Raw genomic sequence first — 17,153 nt, 5'->3', positions numbered from 1 at the left:
TTTTCCAACGGGGAGCAGATGCGTTTCCACAAGGCGGAATCAGCATTTTTCGTCTTTATATTCGTGATCCTGGCCGCCGGCCTGGTGACGCTGCATGCTTATGGACTTCTGCAATCCTTCGCCAACGAGCTGCATACGGCTTCGGGTCTGGACAAGGTCATCTATCTCAACAAGCTTTTGTTCGCGACCGGCGTGCTATTGGCTACCGCGCTGTTCTTCGGCATTTTCTTCATCTATCCGCTGATCCGAAAACAGGCGACGGAAGAAGGCAAGCTGCGCGCCATGACGGTCTCGCTCAGCGCGCGCTCGGAAACACTCGAGCATGCGGCGCTGACCGACGGCCTGACCGGCATGCAGAACCGGCGCTATTTCGATGATGCGCTGAAGGAGTATCTCGAGGAGTTCAGGCGCATCGAAAAGCCGGTCGGGCTGATGATCCTCGATCTCGACCATTTCAAACAGGTCAACGATACCCATGGCCACGACGTCGGCGACGAGGTGCTCAAGGCCGTCGCGAACTGCCTCAAGGATATGACACGCTACCACGATGTGGTGGCGCGATTAGGCGGCGAGGAGTTCGCGGTGGTCACGCCCAACATGGACGCCGACCTTCTGGGCAAGTTTGCCGAGCGCATCCGCAAGGCGATCGCCAACATGTCGGTGCTGTCAGGCAATGTCCGCCTCAAGATCACCACCAGCGTCGGGCTTGCCGTCTGGGATCGCAAGGAGACGGCGGAGGAGTTCTATCGCCGCGCCGACCGCCAGCTCTACGAGGCGAAGAGGCAAGGCCGCAACCGCGTCTGCGCCTAAAATCCCGTCGCTGAATTCGTGAGGCTGGCCGTCTGCCGCCATTTTCTGCGCCTCCAGTGCTCTCGGACTCAAACGTCCGCTCCGCTCCGGTTCTCGAAAACAGCACCAGCCGACTCAGCCTGACGAATTCCCTGACGGGATTTACCCAAGCGGTCCGGGCAGAGCGCAAGCTTGGCGCGGTTTCTCAATCAGCGGGCAGAACAACCAGGCCGCAAACTCAGTCGTTTTGCGGGCGCAGGCCGAAGGTTGCGGGCTTGAGGCCGTAGCGCATGTCGAAGTCGTCGTCCGATGGCGCGCGCGCGGCGGGGGGCTTGCGGTAGTCGGGGTCGCCGGCCTGGCGGCCTGAATCGACGACTTCGGCGAAGGCCATCGACTGCTGCGTTGATTTCGGCACGTTGCGCAGTCGTTCGACGATCGCCACCAGATCGACATCGTCGGCTGACTTCGAAGAGGCGGCCTCTTCGCGCTTGGCCGTGCCGGGAAGCAGGTGGCTCGGCAGTTTTTCGAACTTGAGCCGCATTGTCGCCGCCACGCCTTCGCCGAAGGCGATGGCTTCGCGCTGGCCCATGGAGGACAGGAAGGCAAGCGTCGAGGCGGAAGAGTCGGCAATCGCCGAGCGGATGATCGCCTGGTCCTGCTCGTTGGCAAGCCGCATGGCGAAGAAGGTCGAGCATTGCGACAGGATGGTCGGGTCGAGCTCGCCTGGGCGCTGGGTGACCACGCCGAGATAGCAGCCATACTTGCGGCCTTCCTTGGCAATGCGCGACAGCGCGTGCCTGGTAGGCGCGAAGCCGAGGCGCGGATCGGCGGGCATATAGCGGTGCGCTTCTTCGCACAAAAACAGAAGCTGCAGCTTGCCTTCACTCCACAGAGCGAGGTCGAAGGCCAGGCGCGCCAGCACCGAACAGACGGAATTGACCACTTCGGACGGCATGCCGGCCATCTCGAAGCAGGTCACCGGGCGGCCATGATGCGGCACGCGGAAGATGTTGCCGATCGTTTCGTGGATGGTGTCCTCGATCAGGCGCGAGTTGAACATGAAGCGGTAGCGCGGGTCGGCCGCCGCCGATTCGATGCGCGTCTTCAGCGATCTGAGCGTCGGGCGATCGGTCTTGCTTTCGAGCATGCCCATGCGCTCGTCGATCTGCTTGAGGAGGTCGGCGATGCGGTAAGGAACCGGCGTATCGGCGGTCAGCGCATCGCCGCCGCGCCTGATATAAGCGCCGGAATTGGGATTGCGGTAAAGGTTCTTGGCGGCCGGAATGAGGTCGCGCAAGGCATCGATTTCTTCCGGCTCGGTCTCGCGGCCCCGGAACAGCACCTCGGCGAATTCCTCCAGCGTGAACATCCAGAACGGAAGATCCAAGGTTTTGGAATCGACCCTGACGCAGTATTCGGGCAGCGACGCCGCGAACTCGTTGTGCGGGTCGAGGATCAGGATGCGCAGGTCGGGTCTTGCCGCGATCGACTTGCGCAGCAGCAGCGAGACGGCGGTGGATTTGCCTACACCGGTGGTGCCGACAATGGCGAAGTGACGCGCCAGCGTATCGTCGATGGCGATATTGGCGGCGATCGTTTCGTCCTGCGCGAGCGTTCCGATGGCGATCGAATGACGCCCGGCGAGGTCATAGACCGCCTGCAGGTCACGGGTGCGGATGCGGTGCGCGACGGCGCCGATATGCGGATAGGCGGTGATGCCGCGGTCGAAGACCGGTTTGGCGGCCGGCTCTGCTCCGTCACGCACTTCGCCGATCAGCTCGATGCTGACCTCGATCGCGTTCTGGCCCTCATTGCTCCAGGCACGATCCGACTTGCCGATCCCGTAGACCAGGCCGACGGTTCGCGTGGATCCGAGATTGATGGAAATCATCTTGCCGACCGTCCACAGGCCGGTCACCGCGCCGTCGACATCATTCGCATAGGCACCGATGGTCGCGCGTGCGCCGTCGCATTGCACGACATTGCCCAGGATGCGCCTGTCGTTCTGCTCGGCGTCGCGGCGCTCCTGCGATGTCGGTTCTCCAACGGAGGCTTCGCGTTCGACATACATGGACAGGCCAATCCCCATTTCCCCTGGAGCAACGATCCTACAGGAATGGGGTTAAGGCCCGATGAGGTCGGATGGTGTAGAGAGGATTAAGGGGTCCGTGAAAATTGTAGCGAGGCGGCTCTTTTCCGGTGTCGATATTTCGCTATAATAGACATATGGATGATATAGCGAACGATATTTCCTCGACGATCGGTCGAAGGATACACGCCGAAAGGATCATGCGGGACTGGTCCTTGGCCGAACTCGCGGAGCGTTCCGGCGTCTCGAAGGCGATGCTGAGCACGATCGAGCGCGGCAAGACCAGTCCGACGGCGGCCCTTCTCGTTCGCATCGCGGCGGCCTTCGGCCTGACCCTGTCGACCTTGATCGCGCGCGCGGAGTTGCATGGCGGCGGGCTGCTGCGCGAGGCCGATCAGCCGGTGTGGCGCGATCCCGATACCGGCTATGTGAGACGGCACCTTTCGCCGGCGTCCGACATGCCGCTCGAGCTGATCAGGGTGCAGCTGCCGGCGAGCGCCAAGGTCAGCTTTCCGGCCGCCTCCTACGCCTTCATCAAGCAGCAGATATGGCTGATTTCCGGGCGACTCGAATTCATCGAAGGCGAGGTGGTGCACAGGCTCGAACCCGGCGATTGCCTGGCGCTCGGCGCGCCGTCGGACTGCACCTTCCACGCCCTGGAGCTCGGCGCCGACTATCTCGTCGCGCTGGTCAGGGGCTGACGTCATGGCGAAGAGACCAAAGCGCTCCCACAATGGGGGGCCGCCTCTTGATGAGTATAAGGGGCCGCCATGGGGCAAGGGCGATCCCTACGTCTTCCTTGCCTGGCAGGCCGCCCATGCCAAGGCGTGGAAGGCGCCGAGCCGCGACGTCATGCTGCTGCGCATGGACAAGGCCGAGCGGCTGGGCCTGACCTATGAGGAGTACACGCTCGAGATTCTGGAGCGCGGGCGGCATCTCGGGGCGGAAGACACCGAACGCATCAGCGCCATCAAGGCGGTGCGAAAGCGACGCCGCGTGCGCCATCTGGACTGATGGCAATGCCCGCGTCTATCGCAAATCACAGGACATCCTGCACATGAACTTGATCGAGATCGGAACCCTGACCCCGTCTGCTCAGACGCAGGAGATGCTGGCCGAATTGCTGGTCGCAACGGTGGCGGCCGGCGGATCTGTCAGCTTCATGCATCCGCTGGCGCCGCAGACGGCAAGGGCATTCTGGGAGAAATCGCTGGCCGCGGCGGAAAGAGGGGAAAGAGCGGTGCTTGGCGCCTGGGACGGCAAGGTCCTGGTCGGCACCGTGACCTTGCTGCTCGACTTCCCGCCCAACCAGCCGCACCGGGCCGAGATCGCCAAGCTGATGACCCGGGTCGATCGCCGGGGCAGCGGTGTGGGAACGCGCCTGATGCGGGCCGCCGAAGGCCTTGCGGTCGAGAAGGGGCGCACGCTGCTGGTTCTGGACACGGCCGCTGAAGATGGCGCTTCAGGCCTCTATGAAAAGCTCGGCTTCACGCTGACCGGCGAGATACCGGACTATGCCCTGAAGCCGCATGGCGGGCTGACCGGCACGCTCATCTACTGGAAGCGGATCGGGCCAATCTCGTAAGGTCATCCAATCGGGGAAGGAGGCAGGGTGTGCAAGCCGTGCCTCCTTCATGCTGCTCGGCTGGAATGGCGATCGACTATCCCTTGTGGTGGACCTGCTGCAGGCCGTAGACCGGTGTCGCGATGCCTTCGTGCCGCGCCTTCAACTGCAGCGACAGGAACTGCGAATAGTGGCGTGACTGATGCAGATTGCCGCCATGGAACCACAGCGCTTCCTGTTGCGTCGGCTTCCACATGTTGCGCAACTCGCCTTCCCATGGGCCGGGATCCTTGGTGGTGTTCGAGCCGAGGCCCCAGCATTTGCCAACCTTGTCGGCGACGCCCTTGGAGATCAGATCGGCGGCCCAGCCGTTCATCGAGCCGTAGCCGGTGGCGTAGACGATGAGGTCCGCGGGCAGTTCCGACCCGTCGCTGAGCAGAACCGAATGCTGCTTGATCTCTTCGACGCCGACGCCGCTCTTCAGCTTGATCGAACCATCGATGATCAGCTGTGAGGCGCCGACATCGATATAATAGCCAGAGCCGCGCCTCAGGTACTTCATGAACAGGCCGGACTCGTCGTCGCCCCAGTCGAGCATGAAACCGGCGTCTTCCAATCCCTTGTAGAACGCCGCGTCGCGTTTCTTCATCTCGGCATAGGCCGGGATCTGGAACTCGTGCAGGATCTTGTAGGGCAGCGAAGCAAAGATCAGGTCGGCCTTTGCCGTGGTGATGCCGTTCTGCACCGCCTGCTCCGAATAGAGCGAACCCAGTCCGATTTCCATCAACGTGTCGGATCTGGAGATGTGGGTACTCGAGCGCTGCACCATGGTGACGTCGGCGCCGGCTTCCCAAAGTGCCGCGGCGATGTCATGGGCGGAATTGTTGGATCCGATGACAACGGCCTTCTTGCCGACATAGGCGTCGGGTCCGGGGTGCTGCGAGGAGTGATGCTGATCGCCCTTGAAGTCTTCCATGCCCTTGAATTTCGGCATGTTGGCCTTGCCGGATTGTCCCGTCGCCAGCACCAACTGCTTCGGCTTCAGCGTGATGTCCTTGCCGTCGCGGTGGACGACGATGGTCCACTCCTTTTTCTTCTCGTCATAGGAAGCGCTTTTGGCCTCGGTTGAGGACCAATAGTTCAGCTCCATCACCTTGGTGTACATTTCCAGCCAGTCGCCGATCTTGTCCTTGGGCGAGAAGACCGGCCAGTTCTTGGGGAAGTCGATATAGGGCAGATGGTCGTACCAGACCGGGTCATGCAGGCAGAGCGACTTGTAGCGCTTGCGCCAGCTGTCGCCGGCCCGCTCGTTCTTCTCGATGATGATGGTCGGCACGCCCAGTTGCCGTAGCCGCGCGCCAAGCGCGATGCCGCCCTGGCCGCCGCCGATGATGACCGTGTAGGGCTGCGTCTTGAAGCCGAGTTCGGCCGCTTCCTTCTCGCGCTCTTCCTTCCATGTCGGACGGTTCTTGCCCGAGCCGTGTTTGGCGCCCATCGGCCGCGCGAAACCCGCCGGCTCCTCGTGGCCTTTCAATTCGACCATGGTGGTCAGCAGCGTCCAGATCTTGCCGTCCTTCAGCCTGACATGACCGAAACCGCGTGCCACCTCCGTCTCGAAGCTGATCCAGCCCTCGATCAACCCGCCGCTCTTGGTCGCATCCTCGCCCTTGGCGATGGCAAAGTGTGACGGCCTGGTTTTCGACAGCTGGCTTTTCAGCATGTCGCGAACCTGGTCGCGGCCTTCCATGGTCTTGATGTTCCAGGTGAAGGTGACGAGGTCGCGCCAATAGCAATCCTCCTGAAAGCAATCGACCGCTTTCTCGATGTCATTGGCGGCCAGGGCGGCGCCGAATTGGTCGAGCAAGTCGGACAGTTTCTTGCTAGGGGCCTTGTCGAGCATCAGGTTTCCTCCCGTGAAATCCAGATCGTCATGGTGGCTCCGCCGGACGTGCCGGCCGGACGATCAAGTATCGGCAAAGATAGCGGCCCTCGTCACGCCCCGCCATAGTTTTCAGCGGTTTCAACGGCTTATCCGAAGCCGCGATTTCCAAAATACGTTGCGGCGGCGGCTGAACACAGCTCATGCCTCAGAAACGGCGGCAGCAAAGACAGTACCCACGCTCCGTCGTGGCACCGAGCCATGGAACGCCTTCATTGCCGGCGCGACTTTTTCCCGTTGACAGGGTGCCTTTCCCGCCCTTAGTGTCCGCCACCATGAAAACGGCACTCATTCTCGTAGGAAAGCGCATGGGCAAGGCGGTGTAACCGCCGGGCGAACCCCCCCCATGCGCAGACACAGGCTCCCTCGGGAGCCTTTTTTATTGCCTGAAACACGACTAAACGACCAGCAATCGCCAGATGGCGGACAGTACGGGACCAGACCGATGAGCAACGGACAGAACGAGCGGCGCGAAATGACGGGCGCCGAAATGGTGGTGCAGGCGCTGAAGGACAATGGCGTCAAGCATGTCTTCGGCTATCCGGGCGGCGCCGTCCTTCCGATCTATGACGAGATCTTCCAGCAGGACGAGGTCGAGCACATCCTGGTGCGCCACGAACAGGGCGCCGGCCATGCGGCGGAAGGCTATGCGCGCTCGACCGGCAAGGCCGGTGTCATGCTGGTGACCTCCGGCCCCGGCGCCACCAATGCGGTGACGCCGCTGCAGGACGCGCTGATGGATTCGATCCCGCTGGTCTGCCTGACCGGGCAGGTGCCGACCTCGCTGATCGGCTCCGACGCTTTTCAGGAATGCGATACGGTCGGCATCACGCGTCCCTGCACCAAGCACAACTGGCTGGTGAAGGACGTCAACGAGCTTGCCGCGACCATCCACGAGGCCTTCCATGTCGCGACCACCGGCCGTCCCGGTCCGGTCGTCGTCGACATCCCGAAGGATGTGCAGTTCGCCAAGGGATTCTACGTCCCGCCGCAGATCGCGCCGCGCACCAGCTACCAGCCCAAGGTCCAGGGCGACCTGGAAAAGATCAAGGCGGCGGTCGAGCTGATGGCCGGCGCCAAGAAGCCGATAATCTATAGCGGCGGCGGCGTCATCAATTCCGGCCCGGAAGCAAGCCACCTGCTGCGCGAGCTGGTCGATCTCACCGGTTTCCCGATCACCTCGACGCTGATGGGCCTCGGCGCCTATCCGGCATCGGGCAAGAACTGGATGGGCATGCTGGGCATGCACGGCACCTATGAAGCCAATATGGCCATGCATGATTGCGACGTGATGATCTGCATCGGCGCGCGTTTCGACGACCGTATCACCGGGCGGCTGACCGCGTTTTCGCCGAACTCGAAGAAGATCCACATCGACATCGATCCGTCGTCGATCAACAAGAACGTCCACACCGAGGTGCCGATCATCGGCGATGTCGGCCGGGTGCTGGAGGATATGGTGCGGCTGTGGCGGGCGAGCGCCAAGGCCGACAAGAAGGCGCTCTATCCCTGGTGGGAGCAGATCGCCAAATGGCGCGCGCGCGACTCGCTCGCCTACAAGATGAACAACGACGTGATCATGCCGCAATACGCCATCGAGCGGCTCTACGAACTGACCAAGGGCATGGACACCTACATCACGACCGAGGTCGGCCAGCACCAGATGTGGGCGGCGCAGCACTATCACTTCGAGAAGCCGAACCGCTGGATGACGTCGGGCGGGCTGGGCACGATGGGTTACGGCCTGCCGGCCGCACTCGGCGTCCAGATCGCGCATCCCGACGCGCTGGTCATCGACATCGCCGGCGATGCCTCGGTGCAGATGACGATGCAGGAGATGAGCGCTGCGGTGCAGCACGACGCACCGATCAAGATCTTCATCCTGAACAACCAGTATATGGGCATGGTGCGGCAGTGGCAGCAGCTGCTGCACGGCAATCGGCTGTCGCATTCCTATACCGAGGCGATGCCGGACTTCGTCAAGCTGGCGGAGGCCTATGGCGGCCATGGCATTCGCTGCGAGAAGCCGGACGAGTTGGACGACGCCATCAAGGAGATGATCTCGGTCAGGAAACCGGTGCTGTTCGATTGCCGGGTCGCGACGCTCGCCAACTGCTTCCCGATGATCCCGTCGGGCAAGGCGCACAACGAGATGCTGCTGCCCGACGAGGCGACCGACGAGGCGGTGGCCAACGCCATCGACGCCAGGGGCAGGGAACTGGTGTAGCCGTCAGAACGGGGGCAGGGCTGTCGCGAGAAGCCGTGCGCAAATAGAGAATTAGATCCAAGAGCTTGAAATCGAGATTCATGTCATGAACGCACAGCTACAGCCGACCGGTTCCGCTTATTTCATCGCCAAGGAAACCGAAAAGCCGGAAAATCACACGCTTTCCGTGCTGGTCGACAACGAGCCGGGCGTGCTTGCCCGGGTCATCGGCCTCTTTTCCGGGCGGGGCTACAACATCGAAAGCCTGACCGTCTCCGAGACCGAACATGAGAAGCACCTGTCGCGCATCACCATCGTGACGCGCGGCACGCCGCATGTGCTGGAGCAGATCAAGCATCAGCTGGAGCGCATCGTGCCGGTGCACCGCGTCGTCGACCTGACCGTGCGTTCGCACGAATCCGGCCAGGAGCGGCCGCTGGAGCGGGAACTGGCGCTGGTCAAGGTGGCCGGCACCGGCGAGGCCCGCGTCGAGGCACTGCGGCTGGCCGACGCCTTTCGCGCCAGCGTCATCGACGCCAACACCGAGCATTTCATCTTCGAGATCACCGGCAAGGGCTCCAAGATCGACCAGTTCATCGCCATCATGAAGCCGCTCGGCCTGGTCGAAATCTGCCGCACCGGCGTGGCGGCGTTGAATCGCGGCCCACAGGCGATGTAAGTCCGCCGCACCGACAGTCTTGGCGGGGCGCGCCTGGTCCGGCCACGAGCCGGCCGCTGGCCTTTGCGCGGACCTCACGAAGCGACAATAATGCTGACATATCTGGGAGGATACCATGTCGCTTGACGCATTCCTTGCCCTGCTTGTCTACGCTTTCGTGACCTCGATCACGCCGGGGCCGAACAACCTCATGCTTCTGGCATCGGGTGTGAATTTCGGCCTCGTCAGATCGGTTCCACACATGCTGGGCATCAGCATCGGTTTCCTGGTGCTGCTGGTTGCCGCGGGTCTTGGCCTGGGCGCGGTGCTTACGGCTTTCCCGGCGCTGCACACCGGATTGAAGATCGCCGGCGGTGCCTATCTGCTCTATCTCGCCTGGAAGATCGCCATGTCGCGCTCACTCAGCGGCAAGGGCGAGGTGAAGGCACAGCCGATGCGCTTCATCGATGCGGCGGCATTCCAGTGGGTCAATCCGAAGGCATGGGTGATGGCGATCACCGCCATGGCCGTCTACGCCAATCCTGAGCGTCCATTCCTGTCGGTGGTGTTGATCGCCGTGGCCTTCACCGTCGTCAATCTGCCAAGCGTCTCGGTGTGGGCGGGGTTCGGCACCGCACTGCGCGGTTTCCTGTCGGACCCGCTGCGGCTGAAATGGTTCAACATCGCCATGGGCGTGCTCTTGGCGGCGACGCTTTGGCCGATGCTGAGGTAGGTCGTGGGGCGCACCATCTGATCGTCGCGAAACGGGATCCGGACTCTCGGTGGGCCGTCCAGATTGGGAGCCAAGCCGTGTTGCACATCCATTGTGCAGTGCACATTAAATCTTCGTAATGCCGTGTTTTGGCCCTTTTCCGACAAAGGCGTGTCCTATGTATTCGGCGTAATCGCGGCAACGGCCGTGATTTGCGTTAGAATAAGAACCATCGGACCACGGCGCGTCGGGTGAAGAGGGCCTTTTGACCATGCGTGGAAAAGCCGTTCTTTCGTTGCTTGCCCTCGCCTGCCTGGCAGCGGCCTGGCTCTATCTTTCGCCTGATGCGCTGGGCAGGGTTCGACAGCTCGTCGGCGCAAGGCAGGTGGCCGCGCCGTCGGACAAACCGGCTGCGGGTTTGGACAAGAAAGCCGCTGGCGCGTCGCGCTCCGCATCCATCCTCTCGGCCGTCGCCTCGACCGCCGATTTCCCGATCCGGCGCTATGCGATCGGTTTTGTCTCCTCTCCGGCCGTCGTCAGCATCAATGCGCGGGTCTCCAGCCAGATCGTCTCGATCGACGTCAAGGACGGGCAGATGGTCAGGGTTGGCGACGTTCTTTTTTCGCTCGATGACCGGGCGCTGAGGGCGCAACTGGCCAAGGACCAGGCGGCGCTCGCCAAGGACCAGGCGATGCTCGCCAGCTCGCGTTCGGATCTGCAGCGCGCCAAGGACCTGGTCGCCAAGCAGGCCGGCACGCAGCAGACCTACGACCAGGCCGTCGCCGCGGAGAAGGCTGCCGCGGCGACCGTCGATGCCGACAAGGCGACGATCGACGCCGACAACGTCCAGCTTGGCTTTGCCACGATCACGGCGCCGATTGCCGGCAGGCTGGGTGCGGTCAATGTCGCCGTCGGCGACCTCGTCACCACCAGCAATGGCAACAGCAGCACGGCCACTCCGCTGGTGACCATCACCCAGATGGACCCGCTGCAGGTCAACTTCAATCTTCCTGAGAGCAACCTGGCGCTGCTGCACAAGGCGCTCGCCAACCCGCGGCAAGGGGCAGTGACGCTGACCAAGGACGGCGACCCGACGCCGATCGGCAAGGGCACGCTCGATTTCGTCGACTCCAGCGTCGACACCGCGTCGGGCACGATCGCCACGCGGGCAAGCATTCCGAATGCCGATCTTTCGCTCTGGCCGGGCCAGTATGTGAATGTCGTGCTCGACGCCGGCATCATGCCGCGGATGACCTCCGTTCCCACGGTCGCGGTCCAGCCCAGCCAGAAGGGGCCGTTCGTCTATGTGGTCAAGCCGGACAACACCGTCGAGATGCGCCCGGTGCAGGTGGCGCTGACCGACGGCGAGAACAGCGCCATCAGCCAAGGGCTGAAAAGCGGTGAGAAAGTTGTCACCGAAGGCCAGACAAAGCTGAAGGACGGCGCCGCCGTGCATGAAGGCAAGGCCGCGGCGGGTGCTGCCGCGCCCAAGGTGGCCGAGGCAGCCAATGCCGGCGAGGCGGCTCGATGATCTCCGAATTTTGCATACGCCGGCCTGTCGCCACCCTTCTGATGTCATTCGCGCTGGTGCTGGGCGGACTGTTCGCTTACAAATTCCTGCCGGTGGCCGCACTGCCCAGCGCCGAATTCCCGGTGGTCAATGTCTCGGCCTCGCTGCCCGGCGCCTCGCCGGAGACCATGGCGACCTCGGTGGCGACGCCACTGATCAAGCAGTTCGCCACCATTGCCGGCATCGATTCCATTTCGACCACCAACTCGCTTGGCCAGACCTCGATCGCCATCCAGTTCGTGCTCAACCGGGACATCGACGCCGCCGCCGCGGATGTACAGGCGGCGATCGCGCGCACGCAAAGATCGCTGCCGCCGCAGATGACGGCGCCGCCGAGCTATCGCAAGGTCAATCCGGCCGACGCGCCCATTCTTTTGATGTCGCTGGTCAGCGACACGGTTCCGCTGACCGATCTCGATGCTTTCGCGGAAAACGTCATCTCGCCGTCGCTGTCGACCATCGACGGGGTGGCGCAGGTCTCGATCTTCGGCCAGCAGAAATACGCGGTGCGCATCCAGATCGACCCGACCGCGCTTGCCGCGCGCGGCATCTCGATCGATCAGTTGCAGGCGGCGATCGCGTCCGCCAACAGCAACACGCCGCTCGGCGTGCTGCAGAACGACAAGCAGCAGCTCACGATCACCGCCAACACGCAGCTCAATGACGCGGCCGGCTTCTCCAACATCATCATCGCCACCAAAAACGGTCACCCGGTGCGGCTGGGCGAGGTCACCCGCGTCGTCGATTCGGTGCAGACGACCACGACCGCAAGTTGGTACGATGGTACCCGCGCGATCATCATGGCGGTGCAGCGCCAGCCCGACGCCAACACGGTCGACGTCGTCGACAAGGTCAAGGCGATGCTGCCGTCCTTCCAGGACCAGATGCCGGCCGCTGCCTCGATCAAGCTGCTCAACGATCGCTCGACCTCGATCCGCCAGGCCGTCGACGATGTGCAGTTCACGCTGCTGTTGACCATCGCGCTGGTGGTGATGGTGATCTTCGTGTTCCTGCGCCGGGTGACGGCGACGATCATTCCGGCCGTGGCGGTGCCGATCTCGCTGATCGCCACGCTCGGCGCGATGTTCCTGTTCGGCTTTTCCATCGACAACATATCGCTGATGGGCCTGACGCTCGCCGTCGGCCTCGTCGTCGACGACGCCATCGTGATGCTGGAAAACATCTTCCGCCACATGGAGGAGGATGGGCTGTCGGCCTTCGATGCGTCGCTGAAGGGCGCGCGCGAGATCGGCTTCACCATCATTTCGATCTCGATCTCGCTGGTGGCGGTGTTCATCCCGGTGCTGCTGATGGGCGGCGTCATCGGGCGCATCTTCAACGAGTTCGCAGTCGTGGTGACGGTCGCCATCCTGGCGTCGATGTTCGTGTCGCTGACGCTGACGCCGATGCTGTGCTCGCGGCTGCTGTCGGTCACGAAGGCCGACCGCGACAAGCATGGCCCTGGCCATAAGCAGGACCTCGTCACACGCGGCTACGACCGGATCTTGAGTTTCTGCCTGCGGCACACCTTCCTGGTGTTCCTCGTCTTCATGGGAACCGCGGCAGCGTCGGTGTGGCTGATCGAGGTCTCGCCGAAGGGGTTCTTCCCACAGGAGGATATCGGCCAGATATCGGTGACCACCATTGCGCGCCAGGACATCTCGTTCGACGCCATGTCCAAGCTGCAAGGGCAGGTCGCCAGCGTCTTCTCGCATTCGCCCTATGTCGACCATGTGGCGTGGTCGGCGGGTAGCGGCAACAATGCGCTCAACCAGGGGCAGCTCTTCGTCCAGCTCAAGGGCAAGGACCAGCGTCCCGATATCGACAAGGTGCTTTCGGATCTGCGCAAGCAACTGGCCGGCGTGGCGGGTATCGAGACCTACATGCAGCCGGTGCAGAACCTGAGGCTGGGCTCACGGTCGTCGGCCAGCGCCTACCAGCTCGTGGTTCAGGGGCTCGATGCCGGCCAGACCGATATTTGGGCGCAGAAACTCAATGACGCGATGGCGGCCGACCATACGAACTTCACCGATGTCACCAGCGACCTGCAGAACAATGCGCTGCAGGCGACGCTGGTGGTGGATCGCGACAAGGCCGCGCAGCTCGGCATCGATACCGACACGCTGCGCTCTGCCCTCTATGGCGGGTTCGGCACCGACCAGGTTTCGACGATCTTCGGTTCGGCCGACAGCTACGAAGTCATAACCGAGCTTGATCCCAAGATCGAATGGTCGCCCGAGCGGATGCTCGCCATCCAGATGAGGACGGCAAGCGGCAGTCTGGTTCCGCTCGGCGCCTTCGCCCGGGTCGAGCGCACGGCAGGCGCCCTGACGGTCAACCAGCTCGGCCAGCTTCCGGCGGTGACGATCTCCTACAATTTGCCGCGGGGCGTTGCGCTGGGTGACAGCGTAGCGCGCATCGACGCGCTCAAAGAGCAGATCGGCATGCCGACGGCTATCTCGACCACCTTTGCCGGCACGGCCAAGACCTTCCAGGATTCGCTGGCCAACCAGGGTCTTCTGGTCGGCGGCGCGATCCTGACCATCTATATCGTGCTCGGCATCCTCTATGAGAGCTTCATCCACCCGCTCACGATCCTCACCGGCCTGCCGTCGGCTGTGCTCGGGGCGGTTGTTGCCCTGCGCTTTGCCGGCATGGATCTGTCTGTCATCGCGGTGATCGGTATCCTGATGCTGATCGGCATCGTCAAGAAGAACGGCATCATGATGGTCGACGTCGCGCTCGAACTGCGACGAGAAGGCATGTCGGCGACCGAGTCGATCCACAAGGCCTGCCTGATGCGTTTCCGGCCGATCATGATGACGACGCTGGCGGCATTGATGGGTACGTTCCCGATCGCGCTCGGCACGGGCGCCAGCGCCGAATTGCGCCAGCCGCTGGGCGTTGCCGTTGTCGGCGGTCTGCTTGCGTCGCAGGCGCTGACCCTGTTCGTGACCCCGGTGATCTATGTCTACATGGAGAATTTCTCGGGCTGGCTGGTCGGGCTATGGTCGAAGCGCAAGGGCGAGCCGAGTCGTGTCGAAGATATCGACCAGCCCTCGCTGTTCAGGGCGAGGGAAGAAATGCTGCCCGAACCGCAGCGGGCGGCCGCCGAATAGAGGCAGGGCCAGCTCCATATGCCGCTGGCCCAAGGCGTTGCGCTTGCGGTGGCAACACCGGAACCGTAATTTGGCGCCATGTCACACGATCATGACCACGACAACGAACTCGATCCGTTTGCAGCCCGCGTGCGCGCGCTGGAGACCATCCTCACCCGCAAGGGGCTGATCGATCCGGCGGCGATCGATGTCATCGTCGATACTTACGAGACGAAAATCGGCCCGCGCAACGGCGCCAGGGTGGTGGCCAAGGCCTGGGCCGACGCGGAGTTTGCCGACTGGCTGAAACGCGATGCGACCGCGGCGATCGGATCGCTCGGCTATACCGGCCGGCAGGGCGAGCATATGCAGGCGGTGTTCAACACCGAGGAGACGCACAACCTCGTCGTCTGCACGCTGTGCTCCTGCTATCCGTGGTCGGTGCTCGGCCTGCCGCCGGTCTGGTACAAGGCCCCGCCCTATCGGTCGCGCGCCGTCATCGATCCGCGCGGGGTGCTGGAGGAATTCGGGCTGACGCTGCCGGCGGACAAGAAGATCCGCGTCTGGGATTCGACCGCGGAACTGCGCTATCTCGTCGTGCCGATGCGGCCGGAGGGCACCGAGGGCTGGAGCGAGGAGCGGCTAGCGGAACTGGTGAGCCGCGATGCGATGATCGGCACCGGCCTGGCGAGGCAGCCGGCATGAACGGGCCGCACGATCTCGGCGGACAGATGGGGTTCGGCCCGGTCGCGCCGGAAAAGGACGAACCGTATTTTCATGCCGCCTGGGAAAGGCGAGCGCTCGGCGTGACGCTGACTGCCGGCGCGATGGGAGCGTGGAACATCGACGAAAGCCGGCATGCGCGGGAATCGCTGCATCCCGCCGATTATTATGCCTCCAGCTACTACGAGATCTGGATCAAGGCGCTGGAGATCCTGCTCAAGCGCCATGGCTTCGTCACGGAGCGCGATCTCGAGGCAGGCACGGCGGTCGATCCGGCAGCGGTGCCGAAGCGGGTATTGAAGGCTGAAAGCGTGCCTGATGTGCTGGCCAAGGGCGGTCCCTGCGACCGGCCGGTGGCGCGGCCGGCGCGGTTCAAGGCCGGCGACCTCGTGCGGACCAAGAACTTCAACCCGACCGGCCACACGCGGCTGCCGCGCTACGCACGCGGCAGGCAGTGTACAATCGAGGCGGTGCGCGACGGGTTCGCGTTTCCCGACAGCAACGCGCATGGGCACGGTGAAAACCCGCAATGGGTCTACACCGTGGTTTTCGAAGGGGCGGAAATCTGGGGCGAGGGGGCCGACCCGACGCTGAGCGTTTCGATCGACGCCTGGGAGAGCTATCTTGAGCCGGCGTGAGGGCCTCGTCGCCGATCTGCCACCGGGCGTCGATGCTCCGGTCTTTGCCGAGCCATGGCAGGCCGAAGCCTTCGCCATGACGGTAGCGTTGCACGACAAGGGCCTGTTTTCGTGGAGTGAATGGGCGCAGGCGCTGTCGGCGCAGGTGAAGAAGCCAGGTGCCGCGGCTGATGGCCATGACTATTACGAACATTGGCTGGCGGCACTCGAAAGCCTGCTTGTCTCGAAAGGGCTGGCCGCCAAGGCGGATGTCGACGCAATGGCTGAGGCCTGGGAACGCGCAGCGCACGCCACCCCGCACGGCAAGCCGATCCTGCTGGAGAACGATCCCAGTCTGACCCGACAGGGTCGTGGCGGCCCGAGCCGATAGGTCGGCAACCCGCCCTAAGGACGTCGAGCGAGATCGCAGGGGAATCGGGTGAGTTAATTATCGTGAGATGACGCTTACGAGGAATTCGTCGTCCCACGCCGCCACTTTTCGTTTCAATCGCAACGAATCCTTTCCAGGCGCTCGTCGTATGAGATTGAGAGCCATGTGTTTTATGGTGGTGAAGTTTGCTGGAGCATGGTCTGTTCGCAGGCGGCACTCGTCATCGCGGAAGACCATGTCGAGCACCCAGTGGAGGCTGTTTTCGACGGCCCAATGGTCGCGGATGAGAGGGCCGATCAGATTGGCGACGAGAACCAGCGAGGTAATGTAGAAACGCGTCTCGCGTTCGATCTTGCCGCCGGCCTCACGGGTGCTCTGGACCATGACGACACTCTTGAGGCCAGGCCATTGATGGCTCTTTTGAAGCCAGTCGACATCGTGGATAACCGTGATGTCTCGGGTCTCGATACGACCGTGGTTACCATCGACCGTGCTGGCGCGGCTCACGGTGGCGTCCTTGAAGTTGCGGGCTTTTTGCTCGGCGGCAAAGAGTTCGACGTCATCGCGCAGCGTGCCCTGATTGCCTTTGAGGGCGAAGATGTAGTCGGCCTTCTTGTCCAGGACCTTCTGGGCGATGGTACGCTGGCAGCCCATGGCATCGATGGTCACGATGGCCCCCTCGATGGCCAGCATGTCCAGCAGCTTGGGAATGGCGAGGATCTCATTGGCTTTGTCCGCCACCTTGACCTGCCCCAGCACCAAGCGTTGACGGGCGGCGAAGGCGGAAACCATGTGTA

The 17,153-nt window shown here is 63.0% G+C and carries 15 protein-coding genes; 12 read left to right on the top strand and 3 right to left on the bottom strand.

Annotation, left to right across the window (positions count from 1 at the left end; all coding sequences use genetic code 11):
* Positions 1–18: 18 nt before the first annotated feature.
* Positions 19–810: a GGDEF domain-containing protein gene (locus tag NKH19_RS07025; protein ID WP_352865174.1), complete on the top strand. Its 792-nt coding sequence runs from the start codon at positions 19–21 to the stop codon at positions 808–810.
* A gap of 217 nt (positions 811–1,027) precedes the next feature.
* Here NKH19_RS07025 and NKH19_RS07020 read toward each other — a convergent pair whose 3' ends face one another.
* Complete coding sequence (locus NKH19_RS07020) at positions 1,028–2,860, bottom strand: ATP-binding protein (RefSeq protein ID WP_352865172.1); 1,833 nt, start codon at positions 2,858–2,860, stop codon at positions 1,028–1,030.
* Positions 2,861–3,015: 155 nt separating this feature from the next.
* Here NKH19_RS07020 and NKH19_RS07015 point away from each other — a divergent pair, with 155 nt between their 5' ends.
* The 3 genes from NKH19_RS07015 to NKH19_RS07005 are packed head-to-tail and all read left to right on the top strand — an operon-like array spanning position 3,016 to position 4,463.
* Positions 3,016–3,579 carry a helix-turn-helix domain-containing protein gene (locus tag NKH19_RS07015; RefSeq protein ID WP_352865169.1) on the top strand — a complete coding sequence of 188 codons (564 nt, stop codon included), beginning with the start codon at positions 3,016–3,018 and terminating at the stop codon, positions 3,577–3,579.
* 4 nt (positions 3,580–3,583) lie between these two features.
* Entirely contained in the window at positions 3,584–3,892 is a 309-nt protein-coding gene (locus NKH19_RS07010) for a hypothetical protein (protein ID WP_352865167.1), read from the top strand.
* A 43-nt stretch (positions 3,893–3,935) separates the two neighbouring features.
* Positions 3,936–4,463: a GNAT family N-acetyltransferase gene (locus NKH19_RS07005; protein WP_352865164.1), complete on the top strand. Its 528-nt coding sequence runs from the start codon at positions 3,936–3,938 to the stop codon at positions 4,461–4,463.
* A 76-nt stretch (positions 4,464–4,539) separates the two neighbouring features.
* Here the strand turns inward: NKH19_RS07005 and NKH19_RS07000 are convergent, their stop codons facing one another.
* On the bottom strand, positions 4,540–6,342 hold the full coding sequence (locus NKH19_RS07000; RefSeq protein WP_352865161.1) for an NAD(P)-binding domain-containing protein: 1,803 nt from the start codon (positions 6,340–6,342) through the stop codon (positions 4,540–4,542).
* A gap of 484 nt (positions 6,343–6,826) precedes the next feature.
* On the opposite strand from NKH19_RS07000, the gene NKH19_RS06995 reads away from it, so the two are divergent.
* From NKH19_RS06995 to NKH19_RS06960, 8 genes are all read left to right on the top strand, one after another.
* Entirely contained in the window at positions 6,827–8,608 is a 1,782-nt protein-coding gene (locus NKH19_RS06995; RefSeq protein WP_352865159.1) for an acetolactate synthase 3 large subunit, read from the top strand.
* Positions 8,609–8,693: 85 nt separating this feature from the next.
* Positions 8,694–9,266 carry an acetolactate synthase small subunit gene (gene ilvN, locus NKH19_RS06990; RefSeq protein ID WP_023757090.1) on the top strand — a complete coding sequence of 191 codons (573 nt, stop codon included), beginning with the start codon at positions 8,694–8,696 and terminating at the stop codon, positions 9,264–9,266.
* 115 nt (positions 9,267–9,381) lie between these two features.
* Complete coding sequence (locus NKH19_RS06985; RefSeq protein ID WP_352865156.1) at positions 9,382–9,978, top strand: LysE family translocator; 597 nt, start codon at positions 9,382–9,384, stop codon at positions 9,976–9,978.
* Positions 9,979–10,228: 250 nt separating this feature from the next.
* Positions 10,229–11,488 carry an efflux RND transporter periplasmic adaptor subunit gene (locus NKH19_RS06980; RefSeq protein ID WP_352865153.1) on the top strand — a complete coding sequence of 420 codons (1,260 nt, stop codon included), beginning with the start codon at positions 10,229–10,231 and terminating at the stop codon, positions 11,486–11,488.
* Entirely contained in the window at positions 11,485–14,646 is a 3,162-nt protein-coding gene (locus NKH19_RS06975; protein WP_352865149.1) for an efflux RND transporter permease subunit, read from the top strand. Before NKH19_RS06980 ends, NKH19_RS06975 begins: the two co-directional genes overlap by 4 nt.
* A 78-nt stretch (positions 14,647–14,724) precedes the next feature.
* Complete coding sequence (nthA, locus tag NKH19_RS06970) at positions 14,725–15,330, top strand: nitrile hydratase subunit alpha (protein WP_352865146.1); 606 nt, start codon at positions 14,725–14,727, stop codon at positions 15,328–15,330.
* Positions 15,327–15,986, top strand: a complete 660-nt coding sequence (gene nthB / locus NKH19_RS06965; RefSeq protein WP_352865145.1) for a nitrile hydratase subunit beta — start codon at positions 15,327–15,329, stop codon at positions 15,984–15,986. Before nthA ends, nthB begins: the two co-directional genes overlap by 4 nt.
* Positions 15,973–16,356: a nitrile hydratase accessory protein gene (locus tag NKH19_RS06960; protein ID WP_352865144.1), complete on the top strand. Its 384-nt coding sequence runs from the start codon at positions 15,973–15,975 to the stop codon at positions 16,354–16,356. The genes nthB and NKH19_RS06960 overlap by 14 nt, the downstream gene beginning before the upstream one ends.
* 57 nt (positions 16,357–16,413) lie before the next feature.
* Here NKH19_RS06960 and NKH19_RS06955 read toward each other — a convergent pair.
* Positions 16,414–17,153, bottom strand: a 740-nt coding sequence (locus NKH19_RS06955) for an ISAs1 family transposase (protein ID WP_352982075.1), incomplete at its 5' end; no start/stop codon positions are given.

The sequence above is a fragment of the Mesorhizobium sp. M1338 genome (assembly GCF_040318045.1).
In the GTDB taxonomy this organism is placed as follows: domain Bacteria; phylum Pseudomonadota; class Alphaproteobacteria; order Rhizobiales; family Rhizobiaceae; genus Mesorhizobium.
This window is presented reverse-complemented; position numbering and strand designations above follow the sequence as displayed.